The organism is Rhodovibrio sodomensis, from assembly GCF_016583645.1.
In the GTDB taxonomy this organism is placed as follows: Bacteria; Pseudomonadota; Alphaproteobacteria; order Kiloniellales; family Rhodovibrionaceae; genus Rhodovibrio; species Rhodovibrio sodomensis.
This window is the reverse complement of record NZ_NRRL01000005.1, coordinates 47,290-67,555: the sequence shown is the minus strand read 5'-3', so window position 1 is coordinate 67,555 and position 20,266 is coordinate 47,290. Positions and strand designations below refer to the sequence as shown.

Below are 20,266 nucleotides of genomic sequence, written 5' to 3'. Positions count from 1 at the left end.
CGGACCGGAACCCCGGTCGGACGCTTCAGGCCTCGAACCAGGCCGCCCCCGGGGCGTCGTGCTGATAGCCGTTGGCGAGCGCAACCGCGCCGCAGATCTGCTGGATCGCCTCCAGCGCGGCGGACGTTTCCACATCCCCGCCAAGCAGCTCGCGGTACACCCGCGCCACCGCAACCATGTCGACGTCCTGCGGCAGCAGGCGGAACGCCCTGACCCCGGTCCGGGCCAGATCGGCCAGCTCGCCGGCCAGGCAGGCGTAAGCGTGCGACAGGGTCTGCACGCCGTTGACCGCAAGAAACGGCTGATCGTCCAGCGTGTCGACCGGCAAGCCGTCCGGATCGTTCGCGCAGGCGTACTGACAGGTCGCCTTGTCGCGGCCGTAGGCTCGGGCGTGATAGCAGCGCGCCGATATCGCCAACGGCCAGCGGCCGAACGCCTGCACCTCCAGCGCCGGGAGATCGCCCGAACCTGCGGCGGAGAGCCCGGCCAGATGGCGCACCGAGGCCGGCGGCAGCTCCGGCGGGGGCACGGCCCGGGACACCCCCTGCTGGCCCAGATGGCGCAGCGTCGCCTCGTTATAGCTGTTGACCCCGGGACCGGCGATTTCGGCCGGCCGGCCGTCGCGCTGCAGCAGACCCAAAGCCGCCATGTCGTTGATCTCGACCGGCAGCCCGTGACCCGCAAGCTCGCGTACCAGCGCGGCGTCGTGGTCGTTGCCGACCAGCGCGGGCGTGGCGACGACGACCCGCTTGCCGGCACGCTGCAGCCGGTCGATCACGGCCTCCAGATAGGGCCGGTTGAACGGCCAGCGCTTGGGGCAAACCACCTCGCCCAGCGTCACCGTATCGACGGGCGCTTCGTCGGCAACCCGGAAGTGGAAGTCGCGCCAGGCCGCGCCCGGCCAGTGCAGCAGCAGGGGTCCCAGGGTCAATTCGGGCTGCACCGTCTCGGCCATCACTGCCAGTCCTTGCGGTAGGCGCCGGTGGAACTGCGCGCGCCCTCTTCCAGGCCGGCCAGGTCGCCGGCCTCCAGCGGTTCCCCCCGCACGGCGGCGTCGCGCAAGGCGCGCATGTGGGCGACCGCCTGGGCGACGTAGGCGCGCCCGCGCTGGCGTCCTTCGATCTTGAGCGCGGACACGCCGGCCGCGACCAGCTGCCGCATCACGCTGGCCGCGTTCAGGCTGGACGGCTCCTCGAAGATGTACGCCTCTTCGCCGCGCACCTTGAAACGGCCCTTGCACAGCGTCGGGTAGCCCGCCGCCTGGCCGTCGGCGACGCGGTTGATGGTAAACGCGCCCAACTGGGTCACCAGCCCGTCCGCGCGCTCCAGGTAGCGCACGTCCGCCGCGGGCGAGCAGACGCCAACGGTGTTGGGCGACCTGCCGGTGGCATAGGACGACAGGAAACATCGCCCCTCCGCCATCGGGCACAGGCCGCCGAAGACTAACACCTCGTACTCGACGTCCGTCTGGCTGCCCATGGCGCGGATGTCGTCGACCGTCAGCACCCGCGGCAGCACCGCGCGCCGGATGCCGAAGCTGCGGCGGTAATACGCCAGCGCCTCCGGGTGCGCGGCGCTGGCCTGCACGCTCAGATGCAAGCGCAGGTCCGGGTGCCGCTCGGCAGCCATCGCGAGCACCCCGAGGTCGGACAGGATCGCCGCGTCGACGCCGATCCGCGCCGCGTCGTCGAGCGCTTGGCGCCAGGGCCGCAGATCGCCGGCCCGGGCGAAGGTGTTGATCGCGAGGTAGAGCTTGGTGCCGCGCGCCTGGGCGTAAGCACGGGCGTCGGCAAGCTCGGCGCGGGAGAAGTTCAGGCCGGGGAAATTGCGGGCGTTGGTCTCGTCCCGGAAGCCGACGTAGACCGCGTCGGCGCCGGCGTCGACGGCCGCGCGCAGGGCGGCCGGCGTACCGGCCGGGCAGACCAGCTCCGGCCCGGTGGCGCTCATGGCGCAGCCTCCTGCCGCCCCTGGGCCCCCTGAGCGGCCGTGCGCTCGCCGCGCGGCTGCTTGCGCCGCAAGCGCTGGACTTCCGTACGCAGTTCGGCCAGCTCGGCGGCCTGCGCGTCCAGGCGGGCCTGCAGCGGGGCGCGGACGTCCGCCTTGAACGCGTCGAGCCCGGCGGACGCGCGGCCGTACACCGCCCCTGCCCGGCCGAGTGCTTGCGTCGCGGGGCCCTGCAGCGGACCGGTCAGCGCCGCCAGTTCGCCGGCGATATCCAACTCCGCGCCGTCGAGGGCGTTGCGCAGCGCGACCAGCACGTCGGTGTTGCCGGTGACCGCGATCTCGCGGGCGAAGAACATCGCGTCGCCGTCCCCGCCGCCCTGGACGCAGGCCAGAAGCCGCTCGACCGGGCCGGTCACGGCCGCGTCCGCCTGCGGGTCGGGGCCGTCGGCATGCCGGTCCACCGTGACCCGCGCACCGTCGCGCTCGAGCGTGACCAGCGCGCGCCACGGCAAGTCGGTCGCCAGCAGCAGCAGCCGCGCCCGGCCGATGTCGGCGACCCGGTCCAGCACGTCCGGATGCCGGGCACTCAACCGGTCGGCCAGACGCTGCAGGGCCGCCTGCAACGGGGCCGTCGGCAAGGGGCGCAGCAGCACTGCGATCGGCGTCAGCGGTGTCAGCCTCTTGACCCCGGCACTCACGATCCACCTCCGTTTCGCAACCGCGTCGGCGGTCTATAGGCAGGCCGCGAACCGGGCCGAAATGACCTGGATCAATAGGTCGGCCGTGTACCGCCATGGCCAGTGAAACGCGCTGCCACGGGGCGTACGTACGTACAGCGCTCACACCGATGTTTCACGACCGGGCCGTTATGCACACACGCCATTGCGGGGGTGTTCGGACCGGATAAATGCGCCTTTGACGCCCGCTGTTCGCTCTACCAATTTGCGGGGTGCGGCGATGGCGAACGCCGCGGCAAACCTCGGGTCAGAAGGAACGGCGAGATGCAGGTCGAGCAGGCGATGGACAACCGGTACAACGCGATCGACAAGGCGGTCGGCGACATGGCGGGCGGCACCGTGAAACTCAAGCACTTGGTGTACGCCCTGGTGGCATTCACCACCCCGCTGGCGGTGGGTGTACTGGCGATGGGCGGGCTGACGTAAGTCCGGCTCGCGACGGGCGTACGGTGCCGGCGCGCACGCCCCGTCATGTTTCGATCCTGCCGGCCGCCATGAAGACGCCCTCCAGCTTTCCGCGACCCCCGCCGGGTGCCCTGCCCCGGCGGGGATTTTTCCGGGCTACTGGACGATGTAGGTCACACCATCCGTGGTGCAGCGGTAGGCCGGCTTCAGCCGCGGGCCGTCGAGCGGGACGCAGTCGTCCGACTGCGCCGGCGCGGCGGCCTGCTTGACGTTGCGCATCGGCGCCGGCGGGGCGAAGTCCGGCAGCCAGGACCAGAAGCTACCCGGAACGCGGGCGCCCGGGATCGGGACCTGGCGGGTCGGGTCCGCAACCGGCCGGTCGAGCCGGCGGACCACCGTACGCCCGGATGCGCTGCGCGTCGCCACCTCCCGGGTGGTCGCCGCGCGGTCCAGGCTGCGCCCGGCCGCGGCGCCCGCGAGCGTGCCCAGCCCGGCCCCCGCCGCGGTCGCGGCCAGCCGGCCGGTGCCCTGGCCGATCTGCGCGCCCGCAACACCGCCGGCGGCCCCGCCCAGGACGCCGCCGACCTGCTCGCGCGGTCCGGTCCCGCAGGCGGCCAGCGTTACGAGAGCAGCCACCGCGACGGCGAAGCCAAGCTTGGGGCGATCGTGTTTCCGGGTCATGTCGGAGATCCCATGGTCTTGCAGGATACAATCAGTCTACCGGGCGGCTGGGCGCGCTGGAAGCGCTGGCAGCCGTTGGTCCCGTAGCTTTAACTCCCCGAAGAACGGGCAAGATTCGGCTGAACGGTGGGTCCACCCTGCAGCTTCTCGCTCTAGCGCCAGCGCTCGGCCAGCGCCTGCATCGTCTCGCGCGCGACGAAACGGCCGAGGGCGGCCACCCGCACGCTTTCGGTCCGGCCGTCCTCGACGTACCCGCCGGCCGTCGCGGTCCAGCTGCGCTGTTGGCTCTTCAGCTCCTTGCGCCCGCGCGTCACCATGTCGGCCACGATCACCCCGTCGGTGATCCGGGTCACCCGCACCCGGAACGCCGTGTCCAGCGGGGCGTCGGCGTCGTCCAGCATGGTGATCTGCACCAGCAGGTCGGCGAACGACTTGAGCGCTTCGGTTTCGACCAGCTGGGCGTCGTCCAGCCGTTCCTGCCCGGCGCCGCGTCCGATGTTGCTCTCGGTGACCCGCATGATGGTGGCGCGGTCGACCAGCTCGGCGCCACCGGCCAGCATCGGGCGGCTGAAGCCGGTCTCGAACTCCGCGGCGGCCAGCGGGTCGAGCCGGCGGTCGCGCTGGTCCTGGCCCGCGTTGCCTTCGAGCACGACGCTCGCGCTTTCGGTGCTTTCCATCCGCATGCGGCCCTGCCGGCCGTCGCTGCCCTCGAAGGTGCCGGCCCCGCTGGCGCGCTGCTCGATACGCAGGCGGCCGAGCGCGACCCACTGGCTCAACCGGTCGGAAAACGGCCGGTTCCAGTAGACCGCCATGCGCGGCGACCCGACGTTGGCATAAGCGCGCGCGAAGTCCGCCCGGATCGCCGCCGCGCCGGGCCCGCTCTGCTCCGCCGAGGGCGTTTCGCGCCCGGCGCCGTCGAGTACCGTGGGCAGGTTGGTCCGGTAGTCCTGCGCCGCGGCCGGGCTTCCGGCGATCCCGAGGGCGACGCCAAGCAGCCCGGCCGCGAGGGCTGGCCCGGGACGCCGCCACGCGCGACGGCGGCGGGCGCTCACGACCCCTCCCGCAGCTCGATGTAGTAGGTGTCGACCGCCTGCGTGCGGGTCGAGGTCGCCTGGTAGGTGGCGATCGTGTGCGGGGCCAGCTGCACGCGCTTCCAGGCGGTCGGCGGCTCCACCTCGCCCTGGCCGTCGTCCAGGAAGTGGGTGCGCCCCTCCACCTGCAGGGCCAAGTCGGTGCAGTTTACGATCCGGGTCCGCGCCTCGACCTGGCCGCCCGGCAGACGCTGGGCGTTGGTCGACTGCACCAGAACCTTGTTGCTGATCGCCTTGTCGGTGACGTTGACGGCGTTGAGCGGGATGTCGGCGATCGCGCCCGGCGTCTGCGGCACCATCACCGGGCCGGTCTGCTCCGCCTCGGCCAGTTGCTCCTTGTAGGCGCGGAAGTCGCACGCCGGACCGGGGGTGACGGTGCTGCTGCACGCCGCCAGCGCCGCGCCGGCCAGCAGCAGGCCGCCCAGCGCAGCGGATCGTCGCACGCAGGTGGTGGGGGTCGGGGTCATGGGCGGTCGGGCTCCTGGTTTGTGCGTCGTCGTGCGCGACGATCAGTTGGCGGTGCTGCCGGGCGCGGCATCCGGGATGTCGGTGGCGCTGTGGGCGCGCGTCCAGGCGATCGCGCAAGGACCCGCTTGGGTCACCGGGGCGGTCGTGCGGGCCATCGTGGCGCCGCCGGTGCCGATGAAGCGCGCGGTCACCTGCTGGGGCATCCGGTCAGCTTCGACGGCTGCCAGGTGGACCCGGTCGGGCAGGTTGTCCCAGGCGCGCAGGTCGGCCTCCGGCCGGGTGGCGGCGGAGATGCCCTTGGCGATCAGGCCGGCCGCCATCACCGCCAGCCCGGCCGCCATGGCGTTGTTGCTGTCGCTGTAGGCGCCGTACGACATCGCCGCGGCGCCGCCCTGGATCGCGGCGTCGCCGGCCGCGTCGCTGGCTCCCTTGAACCGCGCCTGGCCCTCGAGGATCTGGCCGATCTGCCGGCCGCCGCGGGTGTTCGCCTGGAAGAAGACATCCTCCGCCTCGGTCAGCTGGACCTTCCGCGCGGCTTCGGTGTCGGCCGCGGCGATGTCAATTTCCACGGCCGTGTCGCCGAAGCCCTCGGCGCGCGCGAAGGCGAGCGCCTCGTCGTACGCCCCGACCGCGACCTTGCGCGGCGCCAGCCCGGTCTCGCCGACCAGGAGCAGGTTGGCGTCGTCCGCCGGCGGATCGAGCTCGGCGTTGTACTCCTGCGCCTCCTCGAACGCCTGGAACGCCAGACCCGGGTCGTGCGAACAGTGCGACGCCCAGCCGGACAGGTAGGCCAGCAGGGCAACGTCCTGGCTGTAGGTCTCCTGCTGGGCCAGCGTGTCCTGCAGCAGGCCGCCCTTGAACGACGCGCGGGCGTTCTCGTAGTCGCCCTCGCGCAGGTACAGAAGCCCGCGGTAGTAGTAGGCCATCATGCGCTCGTAGGGCTCGCCCTTGAACGCCTTGTAGTTCTCCTTGACCCAGGTGCTGCGCGCTTCCTCCGCCTGCTCACTGTCGGCGTAGACCGTCTCGATCCCGAGCAGCGCCTGATCGAACGACCGTTCCGCGACCTCCCAGGCGCCGATCTGCATCGCCGCCAGACCGGCGCGCATATGGTTCAGCACCGCGTTGCGCTCGCCCTGGGTCAGCACCTTGGCATACAGGCGGTGCAGCTCGCCCGGCTTGTCCGACAGGTAGCTCTGCATCTCCGCTTGCGGCACCTCGATCTCGCGTTCGTGCGGCTGCGTCGCCGCGCAGCCGGAGAGCGCGGTCGCCGCCAGCAATACGCCGGCCAGCCGGCGGTGGAGCCGGCGCTTTCCGATCGCTTTACGCATGCACTCTATCCACCCCGCCGCTGGACACCCGCCACTGCAATGGCACGCCGGCCGGGTCCGCGACCCTGGCGGGCCCCGGACCCGGCCGCCTGGCTGCCTCAGCGATAGATCACGTCGTCCTGCGCGGCCTTGGAGAACTCGTAGATCCCGCTCCAGACGATCGTACCGTATTCCAGGTCCAGCATCTCGAAGGTGATCTGGTTGTAGCGCTGCGCCGTCCCGGTCGAGCTATCGCGGGCGTCCAGCGAATTGATCGTGCCGACCAGCCGGTAGTCGGCGCCGGCCGTCGCCTCGGTAAGCCCGGTGGTGGCGCTGTCGACCACGCCGTCGCGCTTGAGCTCACGCTCCTTCTCCACCGCGTCGGCATACTGCCGACCGACGAACACCATGCGCCCGTTGGCCGCGCGCGCCAGGCCGACGCGCAGCCGGTTGACCACCAGCTGCTTGTCGATCCGCTGGCTGGAGCGGTTCTCGAAATAGGCGCCGTCGATGATCACCCGCGGCGGCGTGCCGCCGTTGGCGGTCAGCTGCGGGTTGGTCAGCATGTCGCGCATCATCTGATCGGTCATCGCGACGATGTCCTGCGACTCGATGCCGATCCCGCTGACGGCCCCGCGGGTTTCCGGATCCTGATAGGTGGTCGGCGTTCCGGCGGTGTTGTCCACGCCGGTCGAACAGGCCGCGAGCGTCAAGCCCGCCAGAAGTGCCGCCGCGGCGGTCGAAAAGCGCATGAAGTCCCCGCTTGAAGTCATGTTGCCGGGCCCGGCCGTTCGCCGGCACCCCAAGTCCCGGTGGCGCGGTTAGAGCAAGATGCTAAAACGTGAAGCCACCATTCAGCTGAATCTTGCTCTCTCTCCAAGCAGTTAGAGAAAAATCCACGATGAAGGCCAGCTCGACGTTCATCGATTTTGCTCTAGATGCACTCCGCCGCCAGCACCGAATGCGCGATTAAACCCGACAGACGGTCACGAGCGCAACGTGCAATCGCCCGACCGCCCGACACGGAAACGGACCCACGGCGGTGCACCGCCGCGGGTCCCGCCCGCGCGTGCGCGGCGCCTATTCCGCCACGGTAATCGTGATCGTCGCCGAGGCAATCGGCGGGTCGTGCGGGACGTGCCTGGCGTCGCCCATCAGGAGCCGCAGCGTATGTTCGCCGGGCTCCAGGTCGATCGTGGTCTGGGTCTGCCCGCCGCCGAAGTGGATGTGGTTGTCGTCGGCCGGGATCGGCGAATTCAGGTTGGGCAGGCCGGTATCCACCAGCAGATGGTGATGGCCGGTGTTCTCGTGATCGACGCCCGACGGCGCGACGCCGACGTTGTTGGCGCCGAAGCGCACGGTCACCGGGCTGGTGACCCGCTCGCCGTCGCTGGGCGTGATGATGTAGACGTTGGCCCCCTCGGGCGCCGGCGTCCGGTCCATCTGCGCCGCCGCGGCCAGCGGCAGGCTGACGGCCGCCGCGGCGGCCAGGGCAGTCAGATATTTGATCATGGCGTGAACCTCCCCGATTGGTCGCCTGGATTGCATGCTCGTTCTCGGCGACACCGTAAGAGGTATCACGGGCGATCCGGTGGTCCAGAGGCGCTGCCCGAACATTTGCATCCCCGGCGCGCGCGGCGTATCCCGTTTCCATCTCGCGCGGACGCCGATGCGGGACACGGGTCAAAGGAGCGGAACGGCGGATGAGCTGGAGCACGGCCCTGGTGGTGGCGCTGGGCAGCGCCCTGGGCGGCGTCGCGCGCGTCTGGGGCACGGTGCTGGTCGGGCGCCTGGCGGGCGACGGCCTGCCCTGGGGCACGCTCGCGGTGAACGTGCTGGGCTCGCTTTTGATCGGCCTGGTTGCCAGCCTGAGCGCGCCGGAGGGCCGCTGGATGGCGCATCCGCTCACCAAGCAGTTCTTTCTGCTGGGCCTGTTCGGCGGGTTCACCACCTTCAGTTCGTTTTCGCTGCAGACGCTCAACCTGCTGCGCGACGGCGAGGTGGTAAAGGCCGCCGCCTACATCGGCGCCTCGGCGGCGCTGTGCGTCCTGGCCGCCTGGCTCGGCCATCTGTTGGCGCTGGCGGCGCAGCGCTAGAGCAAAATCGATGACGGTCGAGCCGACCTTCATCGTGAATTTTGCTCTAACTGCTCGAAGAGAGAGCAAGATTCAGCTGCGAGGTGGCTTCACCTTTCAGCATCTTGCGCTAGCTCGCGGATCGGCCGGCGGCTTGTCAGCCAGCGGCCCGATGCCAATCTGTCGGGCGGCGGCCCGCCTGCGCAGAATTGCCCTCGTCCCAAGCGAACAGGAGAGCCCGAGACACCATGGAATACCTGCACACGATGGTCCGGATCAGCGACATCGCGGCGTCGCTGGACTTCTACTGCGACAAGCTCGGCCTCGTGGAGATGAGCCGGCGCGATCTGGAGAAGGCCGAGGCGACCCTGATCTTCCTGGCCGCGCCCGAGGACGTCGAGCGCGCCAAGCAGGACAAGTCTCCGATGCTGGAGCTGACCTACAACTGGACGCCGGAGGAATACACCGGCGGGCGCAACTTCGGCCACCTGGCGTTCCGCGTCGACGACATCTACGAAACCTGCCAGCGCATGATGGACGGCGGGGTCACGATCAACCGCCCGCCGCGCGACGGCCATATGGCGTTCGTCAAGTCGCCCGACGGCATCTCGATCGAACTGCTGCAGAAGGGCGACGCCAAGGAGCCGAAAGAGCCCTGGGCGTCGATGGAGAACACCGGCAGCTGGTAACCTCGCGCCGGCCGGCCCTGGTTCGCGCTCCAGGGCCGGCGGCGGCGCCCCGCCGGCCCTGGAGGCCCATGATCCCGACCGGGAGGGTGGATTGATCGAAGGCGGCTGTCAGTGCGGCGCGGTGCGGTATCAGGTCGACGCCGAGCCGAGCGCCGTCTTCGTCTGCCACTGCACGGAGTGTCGACGGCAGTCCGCGTCGGCGTTCGGCATCTCGGTCGATGTCCCGGCAGCCGCCTTGCAGGTCGTTCGTGGCACGGCCCGCAGATGGTCCCGGCCGACGCCGGGCGCCCGCTTGATCTGCCACTTCTGTCCGACCTGCGGCAGTCGGCTGTGGCACGAGCGCCACCCGCCCGACGGGACCGTGACGCTGAAAGGCGGCTGCATGGATCGACCGCCTGATGTGTCGCAGGCCGTGCACATCTGGACCGCCAGCAAACTGCCGGGCATCCCAATCCCGCCGGACGCCAAGCAGTACCCGGGCGAGCCGGACCGCCGCTAGCTCGCTAGCTAGCGGCCGATCAGCTCAGCGCCGCGCCCGGCTTCAGGCCGATCGACTTCAGCACCTTCGCCAGCGGGCAGAAGCCGGTGAAGGCCATCTGCAACAGGTGCGCACCGAAAATGCCGGTCACCCATAGCCAACCCGTGGCATGCACCTGGCTCAGTATCACCGTCACCACGACGATTGCGCCGATCAGCGCCATCACGATCCGATCCAGCGTCATCTCGAAATCTCCTCGATGTCCCAGGGTGGGCCGCACCCAAAACGTATGAGCGCTTTTGAATATATATATCGGATCGGGGACCGGCCAACGTCAAGCGCGCTTACATCGGGGTTCGGCCGCTCGGATGGCTCGCCGGGCCGGCGGTCAGACACACAACACGGGTTGAGAGCGGATTCCGTCTTCACGGGGGCGAGAGCTAGTCCTGCAGGACGTTCTGCATCGCCTTCATCTCGTCGAGGGCCCGGCCGGCGCCGCGCACGCCGCAGGTCAGCGGATCCTCCGCGACCACGACGGCAAGGCCGGTGGCCTCGCGGATCGCCTCGTCCAGCCGGCTCAACAGGGCGCCGCCGCCGGTCATCACCAGACCGCCGTCGACGATATCCGCCGCCAGTTCCGGGGCGGTGCGCTCGAGCGCGTCCTTCACCCCCTCAATCACGCCCGTCACCGGCTCGGCCAGCGCCTGCGCGATCTCCAGTTCGGTGACCGTCACCGCCTTGGGCACCCCGGTCACGAGGTCGCGGCCGGACACCTGGATCGACCGGCCCTCCCCCTGCGGCTCGAGCGCGCTGCCGACCTCGCGCTTGATCCGCTCCGCCGTGGCCTCGCCGATCGCCACATTGTGCAGCCGGCGGACGTAGGCGCCCACCGCTTCGTCGAAGTCGTCGCCGCCGACCGGCACCGAGACGGAGTTGACCACCCCGCCCAACGAAATCACCGCGACCTCGGTCGTGCCGCCGCCAAGGTCCACGATCATCGAGCCCTGCGGGCTGGTCACCGGCAGGTTGGCGCCGATCGCCGCCGCCATCGGTTCCTCGATCAGGTAGACCTGCCCGGCGCCCGCGCCCTCGGCCGCCTCACGGATCGCCCGCCGCTCCACCGGCGTGGCGCCCTGCGGGGTCGAGATCACCACGCGCGGCCGGCGGAAGCCGCGACGCTTGGCAACCTTGCGGATGAAGTGGGCGATCATCGCCTGGGCGACCTCGAAGTCGCCGATCGCACCCTTGCGGATCGGCCGGATCGCGCGGATCTGCTCCGGCGTCTTGCCGAGCATCTGGCGTGCGTCCTCGCCGACCGCGAGCACCTGGGTTTTGCCGCCGCGCTGGGTGATCGCGACCACCGAGGGTTCGTTGACGATGATCCCCCGGCCCTTGGCGAAGACCAGCGTATTGGCGGTGCCCAGGTCGATCGCGAGATCGCCGCCGCGAGACCCGAAGGAAAGCATGCCCCCTCCAACCGGAACGTCGAATGTGGCTGCCGTTGGCGGCGGTCGGCCACGCGCGCATGGGCGCGGGCAGCGCCGGCCGGCCAGCGCCGGGATTAGCCGTTGCCGGCCGGGGACGCAAGCCTTCGTCGATGACCGTGCGTGTGATCTTCAGCGGTCAGCCCGTTGGTTTTAAGCCAAATGCGTGAGCGGGACGCCGCGGCGATCGGCGCATGGAAACGGGACCCAGAGCCGTGAACTCTTAAGTTGACCGCAAGCACCCCACCGTCATCTTAGACTCCGGCGCCATCCTAGCATGGGCGCCGCATTAGATCGGGCGTCATTCGAGAGGGGCCATGTCGATCGCGCGCGCGCTTCCCTATCTGCTGCTGGCCCTGGTGCTCGGGGCCGCCGGTTATCTGGCGGGCGCGGTCACCGACCCGTTCGCCCCGACCCAAACGCGCGTCGCCGGCGAATTGGCGCCGCCGGCGCTGCAGCTGCGCCGCCAGTTGGAGCAGGCGCGCGGCGAGGCGGCCGACCTGACCGGCGAACTGCGGCGCGCCCAGGCCACGATCGACCGCCTGCGTGCCGACCTGGCGGAGACCCGCACCCGGATCGCCGAGCTACAGCAGCGCGCCGAAACCGCGGAGCAGGCGCGCGCGGACGCCCAGACGCGAATCGGCGAGCTCGCAGCCCGGGTCGCGGCGCTCGAAGCACGCGCGGACACCGACGTCGCTCAGACAGCCGAGGCGCGCGAACCGGCACAGACGCCGACGCAGACCGGGGACACCGGGACTGACGCCGCGGCCTCCGATGCTGCGCCGGACGACGGCGACGCCGCGCAGCAGGCGCCCCAGACCGCCGAGACGGCCGAGGCGACCGACACCCCGGCACCGGAAGCCGCCGACGCCGGGCCGGCCGCAGACGCACAGACGACCGCGGACGCACAGACGGCCGCGGATGCCGAGCCGGCCGATGGCGCGGCCGCCGCGGCGCCCGCGACGGATCCCGCCGTCGCGGGCGCCGGCCCGGCGGATGTCGACGCCGACCCGCGGCCGGGCCCGGACGCGCTGTCCCCGATCGACCCGTCGACCCGGCAGGCGAACCGGCTGGTCGCCGGGGTCCAGGCCTACCAGGATGCCGACTACCAGGCGGCGTTCAGCGCCTGGCTGCCGCTGGCCCGCGCCGGCTACGCCCGCGCGCAGCTGCATCTGGGCGCCCTGTTCTTGGAGGGGCGCGGAACCGACCGTAGCGATCCGCTCGCCTACGCCTGGCTGACGATCGCACGCGACAACGGCTCCCAGAACGCCGGTCCGCTGCTGGAGCAGCTGCGCCAACGGATGAGCGCCGCCGACTTGGACGCCGCGCAGCGACTGCTGACGCGCGCGCGGCGAACCGCGGGGTAGCCAAGCTGGCCGGGGGCCCGGCGGCGCGGCCGCTGGCAGCTTGATCCCGCCGGACCGAGACCCCACCCTCCCTCATCGTCGGCTGTCACCCGTCTGCCCGTGTGCGTCCCACGTCCCGACGGCTGGGCGCCGTCTTTGCCGCACGTCCACCTACCGCCGTCCACGCGATCAGGAGGTCGACCTTGGCGTTGCTGCCCCGACCCGTCCGGGCCGTGCTCGCGGCCGTCGTTCCGATTGCCGCGAGCCTCGCTGTCGGGCCCGCGGCGGCGGCCGCGCCGGTGCACCATACGGTCGATCTGACGCTCAGCCCGGCCGAGCACCGGCTGCGGGCAACCGACACGATCAGCCTGTCCGGCAGCGGGGCACAGACCTTATTCCTGCGCGCGCCGCTCGAGGTCTCGCGCGTCGCGGTCGACGGGGAAAGCCAGCCGGTCCGGCGCGACGGAGACCAATTGACGGTGATGCTGGGCGCGGCCGGCCAGCACACGGTCGAGATCGCCTACGCCGGAACGCTCGACATCGGCCGGCAGGGGGCGGGCGTCGGCCCGACCATCCGCCCGGACGGCAGCGTCCTGCCCGCGCGCAGCGGCTGGCTGCCGCGCGGCGCGGCCGCGCGGATCAGCTACCAGGTCACGCTCACCGTCCCAAGCCCGCAGACCGGCCTGGTGACCGGCGCCCGGCAGTCGCAAAGCGAGCGCGGCGGCCGGTACCGGGCGGTCTACCGCGCCGACTACCCGAGCCACGGCCCGACCGTGTTCGCCGGTCGCTACCGCGAGACGACGCGCACGGTCGGCGGCGTGACACTGCGCACCCTGTTTCCGCAGGACCGGGCGGAACTGGCGCGGACCTACCTCGACCGCACGGCGGACTACCTCGGCCACTATGCGGACGCGATCGGCGCCTATCCCTACCCGGCGTTCACGGTGGTGGCCGCCCCGTTCCCGGTTGGCCTGGGTTTCGAGGGCGCGACCTACGTCAGCGCGCGGATCCTCTACCTGCCGTACATGAAGGGCCGCTCGCTGGCGCACGAGATCCTGCACTCCTGGTGGGGCAACGCGGTCGAGATCGCCGTCGACCAGGGCAACTGGGCCGAAGGCCTGACCACCTATCAGGCCGACCACCGGCTGGCCGCCGCCCGCAGCGACGTCGCCGGGCGGCAGCTGCGCCAGGAGTGGCTGCGCGACTTCGCCGCCCTGCCGGAGAGCCGGCGACAGCCGCTCGCGGAATTCACCAGCAAGCTGCACGACGCCGCCCAGGTAACCGGGTACAACAAGGCGGCGATGGTCTTCCACATGCTGCGCCAGCGGCTGGGCGACGCGGCCTTCCGGGAGGGCCTCGGCCGGTTCTACCAGTACCGAAAGTTCCAGACCGGCAGCTGGGCCGACCTGCGCCAGGCGTTCGAGGCGGCCAGCGGCAAGCAACTGGACGGCGTGTTGCAGCAGTGGCTGACCCGGCCCGGCGCGCCGACGCTGTCGCTCGACCGTGCCGAACGGATCCGGAGCGGCGACGACAGCTGGCAGCTCGAAATCGCCCTATCGCAGGACGCGCCGCACTACGATCTGCGCGTCCCGGTTGAAATCCAGACCGCGATCGGCCCGGAACGCGTGACGCTGGCGTTGACCGGCGGCCGGGTGACCCGTGAGATCGACCTGCGCGCCAAGCCAACGGCCGTGCGCGTCGATCCCGACTACGACCTGTTCCGGACGCTGCCCGACAGCCAGGTGCCGCTGGTGATGCGGGCCCTGACCCTGAACCCGGCAACGCGGCTGGTGACGGCCGGGATCAACCCCGGCACGGCCGAGCGGTTCGCCGGCCGGCTGTTGGATACCGCGGTCTCGACCTTGTCTGTGTCGGCGGCGGCGGAAGCCACGGCGCCGCTGCTGATCGTGGGCGCGAGCGCCGAGGTCGCGCGGGTGATGCAGCAGGCCGGCTTCGGTGCGCCGCCGAAAGCGGTCGCCGGCAAGGGTGACCTGCGCGCCTGGACCGCCCAGGCCGACGGCCGGATCGCGCTCGCCGTGGCGGCCGATGCGCCGGACCAGTTGGGGCGCGCCGCACGGGTGCTGCCGTACTACCTGCGCGCCAGCTGGCTGGTGATGCAGAACGGTCAGCTGCGGACCCGGGGTACCTGGCCGACCGGGGCCAACCCGCTGAGCCGCACCTTCGGCGAATAGGCGCGCGCCGGGGCCGCGTCGCTACTGTCCGCCGGGCTGCTTGCGCGCTTCCACCGCGCGTTCGTACCAGGCGATCGCGCGGTCGGGGTTGCGGGCGACGCCCTTGCCCTGGCGATACATCAGGCCGAGGAAGGTCATCGCCCGCGGATCGCCCCGCAGGGCGGCCTTCCGGTACCACTTGAACGCGGCCGCATAGTCGCGCGCAACGCCGTTGCCGTAGTAGTACATCCAGCCGACGATGTACTGCGCCCGGCGGTCCTCGTTGCGCGCGGCGCGCTGGCACCACTCGAACGCTTCCTGATAGCGGTCGGCGTCCAGGTGATGTCCGCACAGGCGCTGCTGGGCCAGCTGATCGGCCCCGGCGGCGCGCTTGATGACGTCGGCCAGACGCGCGTTGAAGGTGGTCTCCAGCTGCAGCCAGTGGTCGTTGGCGAAGCGCTGCAGCGCGGCCTGCGCCCGGTCGCTGTCGAACGCGCCGTCGCCCGGCCGGTAGCCCAATGCGCGCAGATATAGGCGGGCCTTGCGCCACAGGCGTTCGGCCTCCTGGGTGCGCTGGAACTTCTCCCGAGCGATCGCGCGCTTAACCGCGTCGGTCGCCTCGCCGGTGACGGTCATGCCCTGGTCTTGCTGGAACGCCTGGATCGCGGTGCGCGTGTTCGGGCCCATCAGCCCGTCGACCACGCTCAGGTCGTAGCCCAGGTCCATCAGGCCCTGCTGGATCTGCGCCACCAGCGGGTCGCCCGGCCAGTCGCGCTGCTGGGTGTCGGTGTCGCCGCCGTCGGCGCCTCGACCGGTCTCGGCGCCCGGTTCCGCCTCGCGCTCGCTCGCCGACGGCGCGGGTGCGCCGTCCTGCGCTGCGGCGCCCGTCGGCAGCGCGAGTGCTAGGGCAGCCAGGATCGGGATCAGGGTGCGGCGCACGGTGGGCACGGCAGATCGCGACTCCAAATTTAGGCGCCACCCGGGAGCAAACGGGCGCCCCCGGCACGGTACGGCGGCCAGCGGCCGGCCGGCAAGCGCCCTCAGCCCAGGCCAGATGCTCGAGGATGGGACCTCGTTTCAGCTAAATCTTGTTTGCTATTCAAGAAGTGAGCGCCCACTTCACGATCACAGCCGGTTGGGCTTTCATCGCTCTCGCTCCAGTCGTTCGGCCAGCACCGACAGGCCCAGGAGCGCCGGGTCGGCGCGCACCACCAGATGGACCTGAATACGCGCCAGTTCGCCCGCGAACCGGCCTTTCGCTTCGAACCGGGACCGGAACGGCCCGTCGTGCAGGAACCCCGCGATCCGCGGCGGGATGCCGCCGGCGACGTAGACGCCGTCCCAGGCGCCGGAGAGCAGCGCCAGGTCGCCGGCGAAGCTGCCCAGGAAAGCGACGAACTGGCGCACGGCGGCGGCGCAGGTCGGATCGCCGTCCGCCGCGCCGGCGGTGATCCGCGACGGATCGTCCGGCGGCGGTGGCAAGCCGTCCTCGCGCGCGACCGCTTGAGCGAGCAGGACCAGGCCGGAGCCCGACAGGATCCGTTCGGCCGAGACGCGCCCGCCGACCGCCCGGCGCAAACGGGCGAGCAGCGCGGCGTCGCGGCCGTCCTCCGCGGCCAGGGCGACGTGTCCGCCCTCGCCCGATACCACGCGCGCTGGCGCCTCCGCGGTCGCCGGCAGCCAGACGGCGACCCCCAGACCGGTCCCGGCGCCCAATACCGCGCGCGCCGCCCCCGGCAGGCTGTCGCCGCCGCCGATCGGCAGCAGGTCCTGCGGGGCGAACTGCCCGATCGCCCAGGCCTGCGCGGCGAAGTCGTTGACCACCTCGAACCGGGCGATCCCGGTCGCCGCGCGCAGGCTGGCCGGATCGAACGTCCAGCCGGCGTTGGTCAGGCGGACTGGCGCCCGGTGCACCGGGGCCGCGACGGCCAGCACCGCCAGTTCCGGGGTCGGCCGGGCGTCCAGCGCGGCCGCGATCGCGGAAGCGGGATCGGGGTAATCCTGCACGCGCAGGGTGGCGAGCGGCCGCAGCGCCCCATCCGGCCGGCGCAGCGCGAACCGGGCGTTGGTGCCGCCGATGTCGGCCAGCAGCGCGGCGCCCATCGCCGCCTCAGTCCCGTGCGACCCGGTCCAGCTGGCCCACCACCTGCTTGCACCAGGCGTCGACGTCGTGGGTTTCCAGCCGGCGGAACATCGACTGCCAGCGTTCGCGCCGCTCTTCCAGCGGCATGGCGAGCGCGGTCTGCATCGCCTCCGCCATGCCCTCGGCGTCGTAGGGGTTGACCAGCAGCGCGCCGTCCAGTTCCAGCGCGGCGCCGGCGAACCGGGACAGCATCAGCACGCCCGGATCCTCGGGGTTCTGCGCGGCGACGTACTCCTTGGCGACCAGGTTCATGCCGTCGCGCAACGGCGTCACCACGCCGACCCGTCCCTGGCGCAGGAAGCCCGCCAGAATGCGCCGGCTGAAGCCCTTGTTCAGGTAGCGGATCGGATTCCAGTCGAACTCCGCATAAGCGCCGTTGACGTGCCCGGCCTCGCTCTCCAGCTGCTGGCGCAGCTGGGCGTATTCCGGCACGTCCTGGCGCGACGGCGGGGCGATCTGCATCATCACCACCCGGCCGCGGTTGGCCGGGTAATTCTCCAACAGCGTGCCGAAAGCGCGGAAGCGCTGCAGCAGGCCCTTGGAATAGTCCAGCCGGTCGACCCCGATCAGCAGGTCGCGCCCGCGAAGCGAGTCGCGCAGCCGCTGGGTCTGCCGGGCGTCCGCCGCCTCGCGGGCGAACTCGACGACCCGCTGCGTGTCGGTCGAGATCGGATAGGCACCGGCGACCAGCCGCCGGCCGAACGCCAGAATGGTCCCGTCCGGTTCGACGCGCCCGCCAGCCTCGACCCGGATATAGTGCTGGAAGTTCACCAGGTCGCGCTCGGTCTGAAAGCCCAGCAGGTCGTAGGCGCACATCTGCTTGACGATGTCGCGGTGGTTGGGCAGCGCCAGGAAGACCTCCAGCGCCGGCCAGGGAATGTGCAGGAAAAAACCCATCCGCTGCGCGCAGCCGGCGTGGCGCAGCTGATCCGCCATCGGGATCAGGTGGTAGTCGTGCACCCAGACGACGTCGTCGTCCTTCAGGTACGGCAGCAGCCGGTCGGCGAACAGGGAATTCACCCGCTCGTAGCCGGAGTAGTTGCGCCGGCTGAACTCGGTCAGGTCCAGCCGGTAGTGCATCAGCGGCCAGAGCGTGCGGTTGGCGAAGCCGTTGTAGTATTCCTCGTAGTCGCGCGGGGTCAGGTCGCTGGTGACGTAGCTGACGTCGCCGCTGGTGAACTCGTCCGGCTTGCGCTTGGGCTGCTCGTCGACCTCGCCGCTCCAGCCGAACCAGAGCCCGCCGCGCTCCTCCAGCGCGGCCTGCAGGGCGACGGCCAGGCCGCCCTGCGCGCCGGAGCGGGCGTGGCGCGGGGTGGCGACGCGATTGGAGACGACGACGAGACGGCTCAAAACGCCTCCTCCCAGGAAATGCTGAGGCGCAGGGCGGAGTTGATCAGCCCGACCATGGAGTAGGTTTGCGGGAAATTGCCCCAGAGCTCGCCGGTCTCGCTGTCGATGTCTTCCGACAGGAGGCCCAAATGGTTGCGCTTGGCGAGCATCTCGCAGAACAGCTGCCGGGCCTCGTCGACCCGGCCGACCTCGGCGAGCGCGTCGATGTACCAGAAGGTGCAGACGTTGAACGACGTCTCCGGGGCGCCGAAGTCGTCCGGCGCGGCGTAGCGATAGACGGTCGAGCCCTGCCTCAGCCGCCGCTCCACATGGTCGAGCGTTCCCAGGAAACGCGGATCGCGCGGCTCCAGGAACCCGAGTTCGGGCATCAGCAGCAGGCTGGCGTCGATCTCCTCGCCGTCGAACGTGCTGGTGAAGCTGTTCTGCGCGTCGCTCCAGCCGTGCGTCAGGATCGCCTCGCGGATCGCCGTCGCCTGCCCGTGCCAGTACGCCGCCCGGTCGTCCAGGCCGAGATGCGCGCCGATCCGCGCCAGCCGGTCGCAGGCCGCCCAGCACATCAGCGCGGAGAAGGTGTGCACCGCCTCCCGGGTGCGCAGCTCCCACAGCCCAGCGTCCGGGGTGTTCCACAGCTCGACCGCCTGCGCGCCCAACGCCTCCAGACGGCGGTAGAAGGCGGTGTCGCCGGGCCGGGCGAGCCGCTTGTCGAAGAACGCCTGCGCGGCCGCCAGGATCACCGCGCCGTAGCCGTCGTTCTGGGTCTGGATGTAGGCGTGGTTGCCTACCCGAACCGGCCCCATGCCGCGGTAGCCGGCCAGGTCCAGTTCCTGCCGTTCGTCCAGCCGGCGCTGCAGGACGATCCCGAACAGCGGCTGCAGCGGCCCGGTCTCGTGGCCTGTGACGATGTTTGTGATGTAGGACAGGTAGCCCTCCATCGTGCGGGTCACGCCCAGCCGGTTGAGCGCGTGCACGACGAAGTAGGAATCGCGCAGCCAGCAATAGCGGTAGTCCCAGTTGCGCCCGCTGTCCGGGGCTTCCGGGATCGAGGTGGTCAGGGCGGCGACCACCGCGCCGGTTTCCTCGAACGAGCACAGCTTGAGGGTGATCGCCGCGCGGATCACCGCGTCCTGCCATTCGAACGGCAGCGACAGGAAGCGCACCCACTCCCGCCAGTAGTTGTCGGTCATCTCCAGGAAGTCGCGGCCGGTGTCGCCGACCGCCTGGGTCAGGCTCTCGTCCGGCCCGAGCAGCAGCGTGATCTCGCGCTCCAGGATGTGCGGCGTCTCGTCCAGCACGTAGGTTGGCGGCACGTCGGTGGTCAGGCGCAGCGTCATGTCGGGCATGACGAAACGGACGTGATTGCTGCCGCGCGTGACCTCCGGGCGCGCCCGGCCGTAGTCGCACGCCGGGCGCAGCCGGATCCGGATGCGCGGCGCCCCGCCCAGCGGCCGCACCCGGCGCACCAGCGTGGTCGGCCGGAAGGTCCGGTCGTACTGCTTGAAGCGCGGGGCGAAGTCGACGATCGCGATCCCGCCGCCCCGATCGTCGTACAGGCGAGTCTCCAGCACGGCGGAATTGCGCCAGTAGACCTGCTCGCTGTTGGTCTGGCCGTCCAGCACGATGTCCCAGAAGCCCCGCTCGGCGTGATCGTCGTTGTCGACCAGGGAGCAGAACACCGGGTCTCCGTCGAACCGCGGCAGGCAGCTCCAGACGATCCGTGCGCGCCGGTCGATCAGCGCGGCGTGGGCGCAGTTGCCGATCACCGCAAGGTTCAGGTCGCTCGCGGTCTGCGCCAGATCGGTCCGCACCGGCCTCTCGGCGGGCGTCAGATCGGGGGCGCCGACAGGGCGCGCGGTCGGATCGGAAGCGGTGCTGTCCATCGATGTCCGGTCTCGGGTTC

Annotated in this window: 21 protein-coding genes; 6 read left to right on the top strand and 15 right to left on the bottom strand. The window is 71.1% G+C overall.

Translation table 11 applies throughout. The features are described from left to right. Positions 1-25 precede the first annotated feature (25 nt). Genes ubiV through ubiT form a run of 3 tightly spaced genes read right to left on the bottom strand, consistent with a single transcriptional unit; the run spans position 26 to position 2,642 of the window. A complete protein-coding gene (gene ubiV / locus CKO28_RS04360; protein ID WP_207168737.1) occupies positions 26-955 on the bottom strand; it encodes a ubiquinone anaerobic biosynthesis protein UbiV in 930 nt (309 codons plus the stop codon). After that, complete coding sequence (gene ubiU / locus CKO28_RS04355) at positions 955-1,947, bottom strand: ubiquinone anaerobic biosynthesis protein UbiU (RefSeq protein ID WP_200339319.1); 993 nt, start codon at positions 1,945-1,947, stop codon at positions 955-957. Before ubiU ends, ubiV begins: the two co-directional genes overlap by 1 nt. Beyond that, entirely contained in the window at positions 1,944-2,642 is a 699-nt protein-coding gene (gene ubiT / locus CKO28_RS04350) for a ubiquinone anaerobic biosynthesis accessory factor UbiT (RefSeq protein ID WP_200339318.1), read from the bottom strand. The genes ubiU and ubiT overlap by 4 nt, the downstream gene beginning before the upstream one ends. Before the next feature lie 303 nt (positions 2,643-2,945). On the opposite strand from ubiT, the gene CKO28_RS04345 reads away from it, so the two are divergent. Further along, positions 2,946-3,107: a hypothetical protein gene (locus tag CKO28_RS04345; RefSeq protein ID WP_200339317.1), complete on the top strand. Its 162-nt coding sequence runs from the start codon at positions 2,946-2,948 to the stop codon at positions 3,105-3,107. Between the two features lie 135 nt (positions 3,108-3,242). Here the strand turns inward: CKO28_RS04345 and CKO28_RS28825 are convergent, their stop codons facing one another. The 6 genes from CKO28_RS28825 to CKO28_RS04315 all read right to left on the bottom strand — a co-directional run bounded on the left by CKO28_RS28825 (position 3,243) and on the right by CKO28_RS04315 (position 8,145). Next, a complete protein-coding gene (locus tag CKO28_RS28825) occupies positions 3,243-3,767 on the bottom strand; it encodes a glycine zipper 2TM domain-containing protein (RefSeq protein ID WP_200339316.1) in 525 nt (174 codons plus the stop codon). 152 nt (positions 3,768-3,919) lie between these two features. Next, positions 3,920-4,819, bottom strand: a complete 900-nt coding sequence (locus CKO28_RS04335) for a hypothetical protein (RefSeq protein ID WP_200339315.1) — start codon at positions 4,817-4,819, stop codon at positions 3,920-3,922. After that, a complete protein-coding gene (locus tag CKO28_RS04330) occupies positions 4,816-5,325 on the bottom strand; it encodes a putative periplasmic lipoprotein (protein WP_200339314.1) in 510 nt (169 codons plus the stop codon). Before CKO28_RS04330 ends, CKO28_RS04335 begins: the two co-directional genes overlap by 4 nt. A gap of 42 nt (positions 5,326-5,367) precedes the next feature. Then, the gene (locus CKO28_RS04325; RefSeq protein ID WP_200339313.1) at positions 5,368-6,654 is read right to left on the bottom strand and encodes an outer membrane protein assembly factor BamD; all 1,287 of its coding nucleotides are present in this window, start codon (positions 6,652-6,654) and stop codon (positions 5,368-5,370) included. Positions 6,655-6,752: 98 nt separating this feature from the next. After that, positions 6,753-7,406, bottom strand: a complete 654-nt coding sequence (locus CKO28_RS04320; RefSeq protein WP_242480330.1) for an LpoB-related protein — start codon at positions 7,404-7,406, stop codon at positions 6,753-6,755. Between the two features lie 307 nt (positions 7,407-7,713). Continuing rightward, positions 7,714-8,145: a DUF4399 domain-containing protein gene (locus CKO28_RS04315; RefSeq protein WP_200339312.1), complete on the bottom strand. Its 432-nt coding sequence runs from the start codon at positions 8,143-8,145 to the stop codon at positions 7,714-7,716. A gap of 191 nt (positions 8,146-8,336) precedes the next feature. Here CKO28_RS04315 and crcB point away from each other — a divergent pair, with 191 nt between their 5' ends. The 3 genes from crcB to CKO28_RS04300 all read left to right on the top strand — a co-directional run bounded on the left by crcB (position 8,337) and on the right by CKO28_RS04300 (position 9,896). After that, entirely contained in the window at positions 8,337-8,729 is a 393-nt protein-coding gene (gene crcB / locus CKO28_RS04310; protein ID WP_200339311.1) for a fluoride efflux transporter CrcB, read from the top strand. Between the two features lie 227 nt (positions 8,730-8,956). Further along, positions 8,957-9,397: a VOC family protein gene (locus CKO28_RS04305; protein ID WP_200339310.1), complete on the top strand. Its 441-nt coding sequence runs from the start codon at positions 8,957-8,959 to the stop codon at positions 9,395-9,397. 91 nt (positions 9,398-9,488) lie between these two features. Next, entirely contained in the window at positions 9,489-9,896 is a 408-nt protein-coding gene (locus tag CKO28_RS04300) for a GFA family protein (protein ID WP_200339309.1), read from the top strand. 19 nt (positions 9,897-9,915) lie between these two features. On the opposite strand, the gene CKO28_RS04295 is transcribed toward CKO28_RS04300, so the two are convergent. Beyond that, entirely contained in the window at positions 9,916-10,119 is a 204-nt protein-coding gene (locus tag CKO28_RS04295; protein WP_200339308.1) for a YgaP family membrane protein, read from the bottom strand. Positions 10,120-10,315: 196 nt separating this feature from the next. Beyond that, a complete protein-coding gene (locus tag CKO28_RS04290) occupies positions 10,316-11,341 on the bottom strand; it encodes a rod shape-determining protein (RefSeq protein ID WP_200339307.1) in 1,026 nt (341 codons plus the stop codon). Positions 11,342-11,676: 335 nt separating this feature from the next. Here CKO28_RS04290 and CKO28_RS04285 point away from each other — a divergent pair, with 335 nt between their 5' ends. Further along, the gene (locus CKO28_RS04285; protein WP_200339306.1) at positions 11,677-12,726 is read left to right on the top strand and encodes an SEL1-like repeat protein; all 1,050 of its coding nucleotides are present in this window, start codon (positions 11,677-11,679) and stop codon (positions 12,724-12,726) included. A 182-nt stretch (positions 12,727-12,908) separates the two neighbouring features. Beyond that, the gene (locus tag CKO28_RS04280; protein WP_200339305.1) at positions 12,909-14,897 is read left to right on the top strand and encodes a M1 family metallopeptidase; all 1,989 of its coding nucleotides are present in this window, start codon (positions 12,909-12,911) and stop codon (positions 14,895-14,897) included. Positions 14,898-14,918: 21 nt separating this feature from the next. Here the strand turns inward: CKO28_RS04280 and CKO28_RS04275 are convergent, their stop codons facing one another. The 4 genes from CKO28_RS04275 to CKO28_RS04260 all read right to left on the bottom strand — a co-directional run bounded on the left by CKO28_RS04275 (position 14,919) and on the right by CKO28_RS04260 (position 20,246). Further along, positions 14,919-15,824, bottom strand: a complete 906-nt coding sequence (locus CKO28_RS04275; protein WP_200339304.1) for a peptidoglycan-binding protein — start codon at positions 15,822-15,824, stop codon at positions 14,919-14,921. A gap of 195 nt (positions 15,825-16,019) precedes the next feature. Beyond that, the gene (gene glk, locus CKO28_RS04270; RefSeq protein ID WP_200339303.1) at positions 16,020-16,979 is read right to left on the bottom strand and encodes a glucokinase; all 960 of its coding nucleotides are present in this window, start codon (positions 16,977-16,979) and stop codon (positions 16,020-16,022) included. A 7-nt stretch (positions 16,980-16,986) separates the two neighbouring features. Then, complete coding sequence (gene otsA, locus CKO28_RS04265; RefSeq protein ID WP_200339302.1) at positions 16,987-18,369, bottom strand: alpha,alpha-trehalose-phosphate synthase (UDP-forming); 1,383 nt, start codon at positions 18,367-18,369, stop codon at positions 16,987-16,989. Further along, on the bottom strand, positions 18,366-20,246 hold the full coding sequence (locus CKO28_RS04260) for a glycoside hydrolase family 15 protein (RefSeq protein ID WP_200339301.1): 1,881 nt from the start codon (positions 20,244-20,246) through the stop codon (positions 18,366-18,368). The genes otsA and CKO28_RS04260 overlap by 4 nt, the downstream gene beginning before the upstream one ends. Positions 20,247-20,266 lie beyond the last annotated feature (20 nt).